The organism is Bradyrhizobium ganzhouense (genome assembly GCF_049949285.1).
In the GTDB taxonomy this organism is placed as follows: domain Bacteria; phylum Pseudomonadota; class Alphaproteobacteria; order Rhizobiales; family Xanthobacteraceae; genus Bradyrhizobium; species Bradyrhizobium ganzhouense.
This window is the reverse complement of the sequence record NZ_CP181318.1, coordinates 3,460,158-3,473,646: the sequence shown is the minus strand read 5'-3', so window position 1 is coordinate 3,473,646 and position 13,489 is coordinate 3,460,158. Positions and strand designations below refer to the sequence as shown.

At 64.4% G+C, this 13,489-nt stretch carries 11 protein-coding genes; 2 read left to right on the top strand and 9 right to left on the bottom strand.

Going from position 1 to position 13,489, the window contains the following annotated elements; translation table 11 throughout:
• Positions 1–4: 4 nt before the first annotated feature.
• Positions 5–1,570, bottom strand: coding sequence for an ABC transporter substrate-binding protein (locus tag ACLFLU_RS15740; RefSeq protein WP_426413079.1), 1,566 nt, complete (start codon positions 1,568–1,570; stop codon positions 5–7).
• The gene (locus ACLFLU_RS15735; RefSeq protein WP_426413078.1) at positions 1,570–2,730 is read right to left on the bottom strand and encodes a C45 family autoproteolytic acyltransferase/hydolase; all 1,161 of its coding nucleotides are present in this window, start codon (positions 2,728–2,730) and stop codon (positions 1,570–1,572) included. The genes ACLFLU_RS15740 and ACLFLU_RS15735 overlap by 1 nt, the downstream gene beginning before the upstream one ends.
• A gap of 87 nt (positions 2,731–2,817) precedes the next feature.
• Between ACLFLU_RS15735 and ACLFLU_RS15730 the strand changes: the two genes are divergently transcribed.
• The gene (locus tag ACLFLU_RS15730; RefSeq protein WP_426413077.1) at positions 2,818–3,759 is read left to right on the top strand and encodes a GntR family transcriptional regulator; all 942 of its coding nucleotides are present in this window, start codon (positions 2,818–2,820) and stop codon (positions 3,757–3,759) included.
• 109 nt (positions 3,760–3,868) lie between these two features.
• Here ACLFLU_RS15730 and ACLFLU_RS15725 read toward each other — a convergent pair whose 3' ends face one another.
• From ACLFLU_RS15725 to ACLFLU_RS15695, 7 genes are all read right to left on the bottom strand, one after another.
• Positions 3,869–4,852, bottom strand: coding sequence for an ABC transporter ATP-binding protein (locus tag ACLFLU_RS15725; RefSeq protein WP_426413076.1), 984 nt, complete (start codon positions 4,850–4,852; stop codon positions 3,869–3,871).
• Positions 4,849–5,838, bottom strand: a complete 990-nt coding sequence (locus ACLFLU_RS15720) for an ABC transporter ATP-binding protein (protein WP_187436929.1) — start codon at positions 5,836–5,838, stop codon at positions 4,849–4,851. The genes ACLFLU_RS15725 and ACLFLU_RS15720 overlap by 4 nt, the downstream gene beginning before the upstream one ends.
• 19 nt (positions 5,839–5,857) lie before the next feature.
• Complete coding sequence (locus ACLFLU_RS15715; RefSeq protein ID WP_426413075.1) at positions 5,858–6,781, bottom strand: ABC transporter permease; 924 nt, start codon at positions 6,779–6,781, stop codon at positions 5,858–5,860.
• Positions 6,778–7,719: an ABC transporter permease gene (locus tag ACLFLU_RS15710; RefSeq protein WP_426413074.1), complete on the bottom strand. Its 942-nt coding sequence runs from the start codon at positions 7,717–7,719 to the stop codon at positions 6,778–6,780. The genes ACLFLU_RS15715 and ACLFLU_RS15710 overlap by 4 nt, the downstream gene beginning before the upstream one ends.
• Positions 7,720–7,736: 17 nt before the next feature.
• Complete coding sequence (locus ACLFLU_RS15705; protein ID WP_426413073.1) at positions 7,737–9,341, bottom strand: ABC transporter substrate-binding protein; 1,605 nt, start codon at positions 9,339–9,341, stop codon at positions 7,737–7,739.
• A 180-nt stretch (positions 9,342–9,521) separates the two neighbouring features.
• Complete coding sequence (gene hydA, locus ACLFLU_RS15700) at positions 9,522–10,991, bottom strand: dihydropyrimidinase (RefSeq protein ID WP_426413072.1); 1,470 nt, start codon at positions 10,989–10,991, stop codon at positions 9,522–9,524.
• A gap of 58 nt (positions 10,992–11,049) precedes the next feature.
• On the bottom strand, positions 11,050–11,982 hold the full coding sequence (locus ACLFLU_RS15695; RefSeq protein WP_426413071.1) for an N-carbamoyl-D-amino-acid hydrolase: 933 nt from the start codon (positions 11,980–11,982) through the stop codon (positions 11,050–11,052).
• 361 nt (positions 11,983–12,343) lie between these two features.
• Between ACLFLU_RS15695 and ACLFLU_RS15690 the strand changes: the two genes are divergently transcribed.
• Positions 12,344–13,477, top strand: coding sequence for an MFS transporter (locus ACLFLU_RS15690; RefSeq protein WP_426413070.1), 1,134 nt, complete (start codon positions 12,344–12,346; stop codon positions 13,475–13,477).
• Positions 13,478–13,489: the final 12 nt, after the last annotated feature.

The following is a 13,489-nucleotide window of genomic DNA, read 5'->3' as shown; positions in this document are numbered from 1 at the left end:
TCGCCTACTCGACCGTGACGCCCCAGAACCGTGGCTCCGGATAGAGCCAGCCGGCATAGCCCTTGATGCTTTTGCGCAGCGCCGTGAGCTCGGCACCGTTGAACAGCACGATCATCGGTACGTCGGCGATAAAACGCTTGTGCATTTCGTCGAACAGCGCCTGCCGCTTCGCGGTGTCGTCGATCATCATCGACTGGCGCAGCATCTCCTGTCCTTCCGGATTGTCCCAGACCTTGCGCGGCTGCGTCGATTTCGGCCCGGTCAGCATCTCGAAGCTCAGGGAGGGATCGAGCCGGGCCGAATAGACGAAGGCCATCGACTGATAGTCGCCGCGATTGTAGCGGTCGAGCTGCGCCGCCCAGTCCATCACCTCGAGCTCGATATTGATGCCTGCGCCTTGCGCCATCGCCTGCACCAGCACGGAGGCGTCGAACACGAAGCTGTAGCGCTTGTTGGTGATCATCTTGATCGGCTGGCCGCGATAGCCGGCTTCCACCAGGAGTTTCTTCGCCTCCGCGATGTTCTGCTCGTAGCCGCGCGACTGCGCCTCGCTGTAGAAGGGGCTGCCGAGCGGCAACGCGGAATTGTTGGGACGCGCAGTACCCTGCGTCACCGCATCGACGATCTGCGCGGTGTCGATCGAGAGCGCGATAGCGCGGCGGATCCGAACATCCTTCAGCAGCGGATCCCTGGTCTGGAACAGGATGCCGGTGAGGCCGAGCGCGGGCGTGATGCTGAGCTGGACCTCGGGGCGCGACTTGAGCTCTTCGAGATCGGGGATCGACAGGCTCATGATGACGTCGAGCGAGCCGCTCAACAGGCCGGCCTTCGCCGCCGAGCTGTCCGGGATCACGTTGAAGCGTACGCGATCGACCTTGACATCCTTGGCGCCGGTGTAGCCGGTGCGCGGCTCGCTACGCGAGACATAGCCGTCGAAGCGGACGATATCGAGATATTGTCCCCGCTTCCATTCGGCAAGCTTGAACGGGCCGGTGCCGATCGGGGCGATCCACTTGCCGTCCGCCCCGACGGAATCCCGGTGGATGACCGCGGTCTGACCGCAATCGGGCCGCGCCAGAGTCGGGAGGAACAACGCCGTCGCCTGATCGAGCGTAATGGCAACCGTCAGCGGGTCCGGCGCCTCAACCTTTTCGATCCGCGCGATGCCGGTGGCGCTGAACTCGGAGAGGCAGCGCCATTGCGTCGCCGGGTCGAGCCAACGCTTCAGCGACCAGACCACATCGTCCGCGGTCATCGTCGCGCCGTTGTGGAACTTGACGCCTTGCCGAAGATGAAATGTGTAGGTCTTGCCTTCGTTCGAAACGGTCCAGCTCTCCGCCAGCATCGGGCCGATCGACGTATCGTCGCGGAAGGCGACCAGCCCTTCCACGAGGTGCGCAACCACCGCATCCGTGTTGGCATCGCGATTGGTGCCGGGATCGATCGAGCGGATGTCGGCATTGAGCCGCGTCCTCAGCAATGTCTCGGCACCGGCCTTCCCCAGCGTGGCCAACAGCGCCAGCACAGCCAGACCGACCGCCCATGCCGGCGATGGCCGACGCCGCCGCATCACGCCGCCCCCGCCGCAGCCGACCGCTCAAACGCCGCCCGCCCGATCTCGTCGATCTCGAGCCGGTAAGTGGTGAACTCGCGATTGAGCGACGGCAGTGGTGCCGCCTGCATCAGCCCACTCGCCGGCTCCATCAGGATCATCGCCACAGTGGCGCTGAGATTGTTGCTGAGATTGCGGCGCGGCGGGCGGCAGACCGACCAGGGATAAGCGAACTCGTCGAACAGGGCATCCTTGACGGTGTCGAAGGTGATGCGGCCGACATGGGGCCGGAGCAGATCGCGAACGCGGATGTCGCGGTAGAGACTGTCGGGCGTCTCGGCGACGCCGGTGTCCTTCAACTTGCCGAGCGCAACCGGGCTCACGAAGTGATTGGCGTGAACCAGAAGTCCGTCCTGCGGGTGGACCTGAAAGGTCTCATCCGGCGCACACTCGAAATCGATCGCAACGCCTTCGCGGTGGCTTACGATCATGTTGTTCGCCGCGGATTTCCTGGTGCTATAGACCGCGCGCATCGCGAGCGCCAGGTGCTCGTACTCCAGAACCTTGCGGCGGATCAGCGCCAGCGGCACGCCGGCCTGGCGGTAGTCGCGGTCACTTTGGAGATAGTTTGCGGTGATCGCAATGCCGACCGCATTGAAGCCGCAACGGCCGAGTGCGCCGGCCTCGGTGAAGGTCATGAGATCCGGGCCATCGTCGCGCCGCACCTTCAGCACCACCGCGGTCTCGGCGCATTCGCGCTTCCAGTCCCAGTTCTGAGCATGGATCAGGCGACCACTGGCGGTTGCCTGCGGCATCACGACGACGCCGGTGCAGCCGTCCGGATCTTCCGGCGTCTTCAGCCGCGCGCGGACCGCCGGGTTTGCAAGCTTGATGATCTCGGTGCGGGCGTTGAGCAGGACGATATCCTCGAACGGAATATCGGCGCCTTCGGCGATGCCGCGCATCTCTTCGATATAGCTCGGCTCGAACGCCTCAATGACGGGGAGATAATCCCGCACCAGCTCGGCCACGCCCTTCGCATCGAGCGAAAGCTCCTTCAACTGCGCGAAGTAGTGCGATGTCCCCTTCTTGATGCGGGCCACGGCCTTCTGCCCGTATTGGCGTCCACGTTCGCGCGGCGGACCGGAGATTTCGATCAGGGGAAAGGGCTCGACCATGGGACGCCAGGTTCCTTTTGAAGTTCCTTTTGCTTTCCGAGAGAGCCTAATGTACTTCGTGATGACATGAAACAAAAATCTTCAACCTTGAAATCAGCCCTGGAAAGGACGCCCCCAAGCCGGCTCCAGCGCGAATTGTCCGCAGGGATCATCGACCTGATCCGAAGCGAGGGACTTGCGCCGGGGACCCGCCTTGCCGAAGTCGCGCTGGCCGAGCGCCTCCAGGTCTCGCGCACGCCGGTGCGTGCGGCGCTGAAGCTGCTGGCGCGGCGCAAGCTCGTGCGTGCCGGCGAGAGCCGTGGTTATTTCGTCACCGACACGACCCCTGTTCCGCACAAGGCGCCGCCGAAGCCGAGCCCCGACGAGACCGACCGGCTGTTCCTTGCGATCGCGCGCGATCGCCGCGCCAAGCGGCTGCCCGACGAGGTGTCCGAGCGCGACCTGATGCAGCGCTACGATACGACGAGGCCCGTCGTGCAGCGCGTGCTCGCCAAGCTCGCCGAAGTTGCCGCCGTGCAGCGCAAGCCGGGGCATGGCTGGCGCTTCCAGCCGACGCTCGGGGATACGCAGGCGCGCGACGAAAGCTATCGCTACCGCCTTCTGATCGAGCCCGCCGGCCTGCTCGAGCCGGGCTTCCGGCTTGATCCGGCATGGGCCGCCGAGATGCGCCGCCGTCATCAGGAGATGCTGGCAATGCCGTGGAGCGACACGCTCAGCATCGCGCTCTACGAGATGAACGCGGCCTTCCATGAAGGCCTCGCCGCCGCATCAGGTAACCGCTATCTGCTGGTCGCCGTTCAGCAGCAGAACCGGCTGCGGCGCTTCGGCAACTATGACTGGACCTTCGGCCATGAGCGCGTGATCGTGAACTGCCGCGAGCATCTCGGCATTCTCGATCAGCTCGAATCCGGCCAGAACGAGGCTGCTGCGGCGCTGCTGCGCCGGCACCTCGAAGGCGCCCAAAAACTCAAGCGCAGCCCGGCCAACTCCACCGCTCCATCCCGCCGGGCGCTGGGCAGCATCGGCTAGACCCTTTCCGTTCCGATGGAATCGGAACGGGGCTCTAGATTCTTGGTTTGACGCGTTTTCTTTACGCGAACCGGTACCCACTTCGCTCGAAAACGCTCTAGCTATCTCTTCATCCCGCCGGCAGCGCATCGAGGTGGCAGGCCACCCATTGCTCGCCCTCGACTGAGCGAAGCTGCGGCTCTTCCGTCCGGCAGCGATCGAACACGTAGGGGCAGCGGGTGTGGAAGCGGCACCCGCTCGGCGGATTGATTGGGCTCGGCACGTCGCCCCCGAGGATGATGGGATTGCGCTGCGCACCGGGCTCCGGCAACGGAACCGCCGAGAGCAGCGCCTTGGTGTAGGGATGCCTGGGCGCGGCAAAGATCTCCCGGCGCGGCGCGACCTCGACGATCTTGCCGAGATACATTACCGCGACGCGATGGGTCATGTGCTCGACGATCGCGAGATCATGGCTGATGAACAGCAGCGCGAGGCCAAACTCGCGCTGAAAATCCTGCAGCAGGTTCACGATCTGCGCCTTGACCGAGACGTCGAGCGCCGAGACCGCCTCGTCACAGACGATCAGCTCGGGCTCGGCCGCGAGCGCCCGTGCAATACCGATGCGCTGACGCTGGCCACCGGAGAATTCGTGCGGCCTGCGGTTGAGCGCTTCCCGCGGCAGGCGCACCGTGTCCATCAGCGCCGTCACACGGGTCTCGAGATCGGCCGCAGATTTAGCGAGGCCGAAATTGCGGATCGGCTCGGCCAGGATGTCGCGCACGCGCATACGCGGATTGAGGCTCGAGAACGGATCCTGGAACACCACCTGCATGCGTTGCCGCAGCTGACGCATCGTGCTCGGATGCGCGTCGTCGATGCGCTGGCCGTCCAGGATCACCTGGCCGGAGGTCACGTCGAATAGCCGCAGGATGGCACGGCCGACCGTCGACTTGCCGCAGCCGGACTCGCCGACCAGCGACAGCGTCTCGCCGCGCGCGATCTCGAAGGAGACGCCGTCGACCGCATAGACCCATTCGGACTTACGGCCGAAGAGACCTTTGTTGACTGGAAAGTGCTTCTTGAGGTCGTTGACCTGGAGCAGCGGAGGACTCATGCCGCGATTGCCCCCTTGGCGGAGTAGTGGCAGGCGGCGATATGGCGAGGCGCCTTTTCTTCAAGCCCCGGCGCATACTGCCGGCAGAGATCAGTCGCAAGCGCGCAGCGGCCCGCGAAGACGCAGCCGGTGATGGGCTTGCGGAGATCGGGCACCTGTCCGGGAATTTCGGCAAGCCGCCTCGCGGCACCGGTCAGCGAAGAGCCCAGCCTCGGCACCGCGCCAAGCAGGCCCTGCGTATAGGGATGACGCGGCGAGCGGAACAGCTCGGCCACCGGCGCCTCCTCGACCTTGCGGCCCGCATACATCACCATGACGCGCTCGGCGATCTCGGCGACCACGCCGAGATCGTGGGTGATCAGGATGATCGCCGCACCCACGCGGCTTTTCAGGTCCAGCATCAGCTTCAGGATCTGCGCCTGGATGGTCACGTCGAGCGCGGTCGTCGGCTCGTCCGCGATCAGAAGCTTGGGATTACAGGCGAGCGCGATCGCGATCATCACGCGCTGGCGCATGCCGCCGGAAAGCTGGTGCGGATATTCGCGCACGCGCCGCTTCGGCTCGGGAATGCCGACCAGCGTCAGCATTTCGATCGCATGCGCCTCGGCGGCCTGCTGGTCCAGACCCTGATGGATCATCAGCGTCTCGCGGATCTGGCGACCGACCGTCAGCACCGGATTGAGGCTGGTCATCGGCTCCTGAAAGATCATCGAGATGTCGTTGCCGCGGATCGCGCGCATCTCGCGATCCGAGAGTTTTAAGAGATCCTTGCCCGCGAAGCGAATGGCGCCCGCGATCCTGCCCGGCGGCTCGGGGATCAGCCGCATCAGGGACATCGAGGTCACCGACTTGCCGCAGCCGGACTCGCCGACGATGGCGAGCGTCTCGCCTTCGTTGACATGGAACGACACGCCATCGACCGCGCGGTTGATGCCGCTCGGCGTCCGGAAGTGGGTTTGCAGGTTCTCGACTTCGAGCAACGCCATCGCGATCAACTCCGCCGCATCAGAGGCTCTTGGCCATGCGCGGATCAAGCGCATCACGAAGACCATCGCCGAGCAGGTTGACAGCGAGCACGGTGACGGACAGGAACGCCGCCGGGAAGAACACGATATAGGGCTTGACCTGCCACAGCGCGCGGCCCTCGGCCATGATGTTGCCCCAGGACGGAATGGTGGGCGGCGTGCCGGCGCCGATAAAGGACAGGATCGCCTCGGTGATCATGGCGCTGGCGCAGATGTAGGTCGCCTGCACGAGCATCGGCGCCAGCGTGTTGGGCAGGATATGGCGCAGGATGATCATCGGCGTGCGTGTGCCGCAGGCCACCGCCGCATCGACATAGGGCTGCTCGCGCAGCGACAGCACCACACTTCGAACAAGACGGGAAACCCGCGGGATCTCGGCGATGGTAATCGCCAGAATGACGTTACCGACGCTGCCGCGCGTCAAGGCCATCAGCGCGATCGCCAGCAGGATCGGCGGGATCGACATCAACCCGTCCATGAAGCGCATCAAGATGCCGTCCGCCCAGCGAATGAACCCGGAGACGATGCCGATGGCGAGCCCGGCGGCAGAGGCCAGCACCGCCACCGAGAGGCCGACCGTGAGCGACACCCGTGCACCAAACAGCACGCGCGAATAGATGTCGCGGCCAAGCACGTCGGAGCCAAACCAGAAGGCTGCCGATGGTGCGCGCGTGCGCTTGGCAGGCGCGAGCGCGGTCGGATCGACTGTCCAGAGATAGGGCGCGAACACCGCGATCAGGATCAACGCGAGCAGCAGCGCGCCGCCGATTGCGACCGTCGGATGGCCACGCAAAAAGCCGACGATGCCACGCCGGATCACGACAGGCCGAAGAATCTCCGGCAATTGAGGCGCGAGGACAAGGCCGGCCGGGAGCGACTGCGGGTTGACGGTCGTATCGGTCAATAGCGGATCCTCGGGTCAACGAGCGTGTAGGTGACGTCGATCATCAGATTGACGAGGACGTAGACGAAGCTGAACAGCAGCACGATGCCCTGGATGACGGGATAGTCACGCCGCAGGATCGCGTCGATCGTGAGGCGGCCGAGGCCGGGGATCGCGAACACGCTCTCCGTCACGACCGCGCCGCCGATCAGCAGCGCGATGCCGATCCCGATCACGGTCACGATCGGCACCGCCGCGTTCTTCAATGCGTGGATGAACAGGATGCCGCCCTGCCCCATCCCCTTGGCGCGCGCGGTGCGGATATAGTCCTGCTGCAAAACTTCGAGCATGGTGGCGCGGGTGATGCGCGCGACCAGCGCGATATAGACGCAGCCGAGCGCGATCGCCGGCAGAATCAGGTTTTGCAGCCACGGCCAGAAGCCCTCAGTGAGCGGCGTGTACCCCTGCACCGGAAGCCATTCGAGTTCCAGTGCGAAGATGTAGGCAAGGACATAGCCGACGACGAAGACGGGCAACGAGAAGCCGAACACGGCGAACGCCATGATGGCGCGATCGATGAAGCTGCCCGCCTTCCAAGCCGCGACCACCCCCAGCGGCACCGCGACCACGATCGTGAGCAGAAGCGTGACGGTCATCAGCGACAGCGTAGGTCCGAGACGCTGCCCGATCATCGTGGAGACCGGAAGGTTGGTGAAGATCGAGGTGCCGAGATCGCCGTGCAGGATGCGCCAGACCCAGCTTCCGAACTGGATCAGGAAGGGCCGATCGAGGCCGAGGCTCTGGCGGATGCGCTCTACATCCTCCGGGCTCGCCTGGTCGCCTGCAATCACCACGGCGGGATCGCCCGGCGCGATGTAGAGCAGGCTGAACACGAACAGTGCAACAATCGCCATCACCGGCAAGGTGGAGACGATGCGCCGGAGGATATAGGAGAGCATCTGGCCTCAGTGCAGGATCATGCGGATTTCGATACGCCCCAGAAGAACGGCAGCGGCCCCTTGGCGATGCCGGAGACGTTCTTGCGCCAGGCGGTGTAGCTCAGGAAGAAGCCGGTTGGCGCGTAGACGACGTCATCGAGCGCCGCCTTGTTGAGGCGATTGATGGCCGCCTTCTCCTCATCGAGATTCTTGGCTTCGAACCAGGACGAGACTTCCTTCTCGGTATTGGGGCTCGTCGGCCAGCCGAACCAGGCCTTGTCGCCGTTGGCGCGAATGGCGGTGTAGGGCGCTGGATTGATGCAATCCGCGCCCGCATGCCAGGTGTGGAACATGTTCCAGCCGCCCTGTCCCGGCGGCGTCTTCACCGCACGGCGCGCGCCGACCGTGCCCCAATCGGTTGCGACGAAGTCGACATTCATGCCGAGCTGCTTCAGGAGATCCGCGGTCACGTCGCCGAGCGCCTTGGTGATCGGCTGATCCTGCGCCACCAGGCACGTCACGGGCTGGCCGGAATAGCCGCTCTCGGCGAGCAGCTTCTTGGCCGCGTCGAGATCGCGCTTGCCCTTGAGGATCTCGCCACCTGCCTCGGTGTAGAGCGGCGTATCCGGCGTGAAGAAACCGGGCAGCGGCTTCCACAGCGAATTGTCGTCGCCAACGAGCGCACGCATATAGTCTTCCTGGCTCATCGCCATCAGCACCGCACGCCGCGCCTTCACGTCGTTGAACGGCGGATACAGGAAGTTCATGCGGAACGAGCCGATATTGCCGAGGGGATCGCCGATATCGACGCTGATGTTCTTGTTCTTCTTCAGGACCGGAACGAGGTCGGCAATCGGGTTCTCCCACCAGTCGACCTCGCCGTTCTGCAACGCAGCCGCAGCCGTCGCCGGATCCGGCATCACGATCCATTCGACGCGATCAATCAGGATCTGCTTGCCGCCGGCGAGCCACGATGCTTTTTCCTGCCGCGGCGCATAGTCGGCGAATTTCTCGAACACGGCTTTCGCGCCGGGGACCCACTCGCCCTTGGCGAACTTCATCGGCCCGGAGCCGACATAGTCGCTGATCTGCTTGAACGGATCGGTCTGCGCGATGCGCTCCGGCATGATGAAGGCAACCGGCGCGTTGTTCTTGGCAAGCGCGTAGAGCAGCTTGGGGAAGGGCTGCTTCAGCACCCACTTAAAGGTGCGGTCGTCGACGGCCGTGAGCTCTTGCTGGATCGCCTTGAGCATCAGGCCCATGGGATCTCGCGCAGCCCAGCGATTGAGGCTCGCGACGACGTCCTTGCTCAGCACCGGCTCGCCGTCGTGGAATTTAAGCCCCGGCCGCAATTTGAAGGTCCAGGTCGTGCCATCGTCGGTCACTTCCTCGGATTCGACCATCTGGCGTTGTGGCACAAGCGAGGAATCGACGCCGTAGAGCGTATCCCAGACCAGCGCTGCCGCATTGCGCACGACATATTGCGTGCCCCAGATAGGGTCGAAATTGGCGAGATTGGCCTGCGGCACGAAACGCAGGGTGCGGGCCGAGGCGCCTTGCGCGATCGCAGGCGCCGAGAGGCCACCCGATAACGCCAGACCGCCCGCGCCGGCCAGTCCCTTCAATACGGTCCTGCGATCCATGAAATCCTCCCAGTAGTGCCGTGATGCCGGCCGCTCATTGGCCAAGGGCAGGTGAAACCGAGCCCATTAGCGTGCAAATGGTATGCCAGTAACCGCATGTCCGCCAGCGGGTTCTCATCGACTTTTGGCCCGTCGTTGCGCAGCAGCACGAACGAGACCGAGCCAAGAATGCGCGAGGCGTTACAGCAGTTTTGCCCCGAAATTCCGCTCAGGATCCATGTCCGCCACGAGCCGGCCCGTCGGCTTTGCCGCCTCGCCGCCGCTCCGGGCCAGGAATTTGCCGCTGCCGGCGCTGGCAAGGCACTTGTTGCCATCGACAATCACGCGGCCGCGCGAGAGCACCGACACCGGCCATCCCTTCAGCTTGCGGCCCGCAAACGGCGTGTAACCGGCAAGATCGTGCATCATCTCGTCCGCGATCGTGGTCTCGCGATTGGGATCCCAGATCGCGATATCGGCATCCGCGCCGACCGCGATCGAACCCTTGCGCGGATGCAGATTGTAGATCTTTGCGGGCGCCGTCGCGGTCAGCTCGACGAACTTTTCAAGGCCGAGCCGTCCTTTCGACACCATCGCGTCGAACAGCAGCGGCAGCCGCAGCTCCAGTCCCGGCAGGCCGTTCGCGACCTGCTTGAAGTTCGGATTGGGGCCAGCGCGCAGCTTGCCGGTCTCGTCGTAACGATACGGCGCGTGGTCCGATGAGATGGTCTGGAGATCGCCGAGCGACAGCGCCTGCCACAGCGCCTCCTGGTCCTGATACGTGCGCGGCGGCGGACTGCACATCCACTTGGCGCCTTCCGCGCCCGGCTTGTCGAGATCATCAGCCGTGAGGAACAGATATTGCGGACAGGTCTCGGCAAACACCTTGAGCCCCTGCCCGCGCGAATCGCGAATGACTTTGGCGCCTTCGGCGGTCGAGACATGGAAGATCATGATGGGCTGATCGATCAGCGCCGCCATGCCGATCAGCCGGGTGAAGGCTTCCGCCTCCGAGACGCGCGCGTGGCTGACGGCGTGGTATTTCGGCATCGTGTAGCCGCGCGCGAGCAGGCGCTTGACCATCCAGGCGATGATGCCGTGATTTTCGGCATGGGCGCACAACATTGCGCCGGACTGGCGTGCGGCGAGGAGAATGTCGAGCAGCGGCTCGTCGTCGACCTTGAGCCGGTCGTAGGTCATGAAGATCTTGATCGAGGCGTGCCCCTGCTTCACCAGCGCCGGAATGTGCTCCTCGACCGTCTCCTTGGTCGCGTCGGCGACGATCATGTGAAAGGCGTAATCGATCACGGCGCCCTTTTTCGCCAGTGCGTGATAGTCCTCCACCACCTGCGGCAGCTTCATGCCGACGTGCTGGGCCGCGAACGGAATCACCGTGGTGGTGCCGCCAAAGGCCGCCGACACGGTCGCGCTTTCAAACGTGTCGGCATTCATGATGCCGGCGGCAGACAGCTGCTCGATATGCGCATGACTGTCGACGCCGCCGGGCAGCACCAGCTTGCCGCGTGCATCGATCTCGCGCTTGGCGGGCGGAAGCCCGCGGCCGATCGCCGCAATGGTCTCGCCGGAGATGGCGACATCGGCCTCGAACACATCGGTCGTGGTGGCGACGCGGCCGCCGCGGATGATCAGATCGTAAGTGGGTTCAGTCATGAGGCACTCCGTGATAAGCCTGAGCGAAATGATTGCCAATTTTCAGGAACCATCGGCATCATTTCTCCGGCGGCGGCACCGCGCCGGTACGGCTGGTGATCAGACCGTAATGCTCGATGCGGCGGTGCTGTGCAAAGTTGACGATCGTGGTTTTGCCGAAGGTGGTGGCATCGAGGTCGCAAGGGTGGACCAGGAGCTCGTCCTGTTCGGTCCTGGCTTCGGCAACGATCTCGCCGTTGGGATCGACGATCAGGCTGCCGCCAAACAACGCATGACCGTCCTCGACGCCGGCCTTGGCCACTGCGACCACCCAGGTCGCGTTCTGATACGCGCCGGCCTGCACGGAGAGACGGTTATGAAACAGGCGCTTCTCGACGCCCTCCTCGCTTCGCTCCGCATTCACTGACGGCGTGTTGTAGCCGATCAGCACCATCTCGACACCCTGCAGGCCCATGACACGATAGGTCTCCGGCCAGCGGCGGTCGTTGCAGATGGCCATGCCGATGATGCCGCCCAGCTCGCGCCAGACGTTGAAGCCGAGATCGCCCGGCTCGAAATAGCGCTTCTCCAGGTGCTGGTGCGACCGATTGGTGTCGTATTCCACATGGCCCGGCAAATGGACCTTGCGATATTTGCCGACGATCTTGCCGGACTTGTCGGTCAGGATTGCCGTGTTGAAATGATGGCCGTCGGGCGTCAGCTCGGCATAGCCGAAATTCATGGCCATCTGATGCTGCGCCGCACGCTCGAACAGCGGTCTGGTCGCAGCGCTCGGCATCTCGCGTTCGAACCAGCTGTCGAACTCGGCCCGATCCTCCACATACCAGCGGGGGAAGAACGTCGTCAGCGCCAATTCCGGATAGACGATCAGATCGGCACCTTTGGCCTTGGCTTCGTCCATCAGCGCGATCATGCGCTTGACCACGGCCTCGCGGCTGTCGGCTTTCTGGATCGGGCCCATCTGGGCGGCGGCAACATTGACGATACGCATCAGCGAGTTCCTGATTTCTTCAAATTTCTTGGCGAGGCTGGGGGGATCGCAGCTTCAGGGGCGTGTCGGCGCGCGCAACATAGCTCAGCCTTGCGCCGATTTGCCAGCCAAGCAGCTTTCATGCCGTACGCCTCCATTCCGCGCCGTGCAAAAGCCGAACGGCCATGCGGAATCGTCGCACGTCAACCACGCAAGTAAGGGAAGCTCATTGCCTCCTCTGCAAGCTTTCGAACGACATCATAATGATACAATTCGTCAACACACGGCGCCGGCGAAACTCTGGTGCTCACTCCGGGTTGATGTTCTAAGCACACGCCTCGCCCGCGATCGCGCGCTTCGCTTCCTTCCCGGAGTTTCACTGATGACCTCAGCCGACCGGCCGGCGACGCGGCTCGCCACGCGCCTCTCGTTCCTGGTCGCCGGCTTCGGCCTTGCCTGCTGGGCGCCGCTGGTGCCGTTCGCGAAGGAGCGGCTCTCGGTCGATGACGCGGTCCTCGGCCTGCTGCTGCTCAGCCTCGGTATCGGCTCGGTCATCGCGATGACCGCCACCGGCATCTTGAGCGCTCGCCATGGCACCAAGCCGATCATCATCGCGGGCGGAATCGGCCTCGCATTGGTCTTGCCCCTGCTGGTCGTCGCCGCCACGCCCGTGACATTAGCCCTGGCACTGCTCGCATTCGGGGCTGCGCTCGGCTCCATCGATGTCGCCATGAACATCCATGCCGTCGAGGTCGAACGCGCGGCGGGACAACCGCTGATGTCGGGCTTTCATGCACTCTTCAGCATTGGCGGGTTCGCCGGATCCGCCGTGATGACGGCGCTGTTGTCGTTTCATCTCGGACCGCTCGCGAGCGCATTGATCTGCTCCGTCCTGATGCTGATCGCGATGGCGCTCGCCTGGCCGCGCCTGCTGCGCAGGGCACAGGCGCAGGAGGGGCCGCTGTTCGTGCTGCCGCATGGCATCGTGCTGTTGCTGGCGATGCTGGCCGCCATCACCTTCCTGATCGAGGGCGCGATGCTCGACTGGGGGGCGCTGCTCGTCATCGGCACGGGCCTCGTCAGCGAGGCCCAGGGCGGGATCGGTTACATCGTGTTCTCGATCGCGATGACCGTTGGCCGGCTCGGCGGCGACGCCGTCGTCGCGCGCATCGGCGATCGCACGACGCTGGTCGGGGGAAGCTTGCTTGCCGTCGCGGGCCTTGCAGTGCTGCTGCTCGCGTCGAGCAAGGCCATTGCCCTCACCGGTTTCCTGCTCATCGGCCTCGGCGCCTCGAACCTCGTGCCGGTATTGTTCCGCGGTGCGGCGACGCAGACCGCAATGCCCACGGGGCTCGCCGTGGCATCGATCACCACCGCCGGCTACGCCGGTGTTCTGGTTGGCCCTGCCGGCATCGGTTTTGTCGCCCACGCCGCCGGGCTGCCGATGGCATTCTGGATGCTCGCGGCGCTGATGTGCCTCGTCACGCTGTCGGCACGCGCCGTGACCGCAAAATAGAAACCATCTTCC

Coding starts and splice junctions, on each gene's coding strand:
- ACLFLU_RS15720 (WP_187436929.1), bottom strand. CDS start 5,838: ATGGCGTTGCTCGAAGTCGAGAACCTGCAAACCCACTTCCGGACGCCG.
- ACLFLU_RS15705 (WP_426413073.1), bottom strand. CDS start 9,341: ATGGATCGCAGGACCGTATTGAAGGGACTGGCCGGCGCGGGCGGTCTG.
- ACLFLU_RS15725 (WP_426413076.1), bottom strand. CDS start 4,852: ATGAGTCCTCCGCTGCTCCAGGTCAACGACCTCAAGAAGCACTTTCCA.
- ACLFLU_RS15710 (WP_426413074.1), bottom strand. CDS start 7,719: ATGCTCTCCTATATCCTCCGGCGCATCGTCTCCACCTTGCCGGTGATG.
- ACLFLU_RS15695 (WP_426413071.1), bottom strand. CDS start 11,982: ATGCGTATCGTCAATGTTGCCGCCGCCCAGATGGGCCCGATCCAGAAA.
- ACLFLU_RS15740 (WP_426413079.1), bottom strand. CDS start 1,570: ATGCGGCGGCGTCGGCCATCGCCGGCATGGGCGGTCGGTCTGGCTGTG.
- ACLFLU_RS15690 (WP_426413070.1), top strand. CDS start 12,344: ATGACCTCAGCCGACCGGCCGGCGACGCGGCTCGCCACGCGCCTCTCG.
- hydA (WP_426413072.1), bottom strand. CDS start 10,991: ATGACTGAACCCACTTACGATCTGATCATCCGCGGCGGCCGCGTCGCC.
- ACLFLU_RS15735 (WP_426413078.1), bottom strand. CDS start 2,730: ATGGTCGAGCCCTTTCCCCTGATCGAAATCTCCGGTCCGCCGCGCGAA.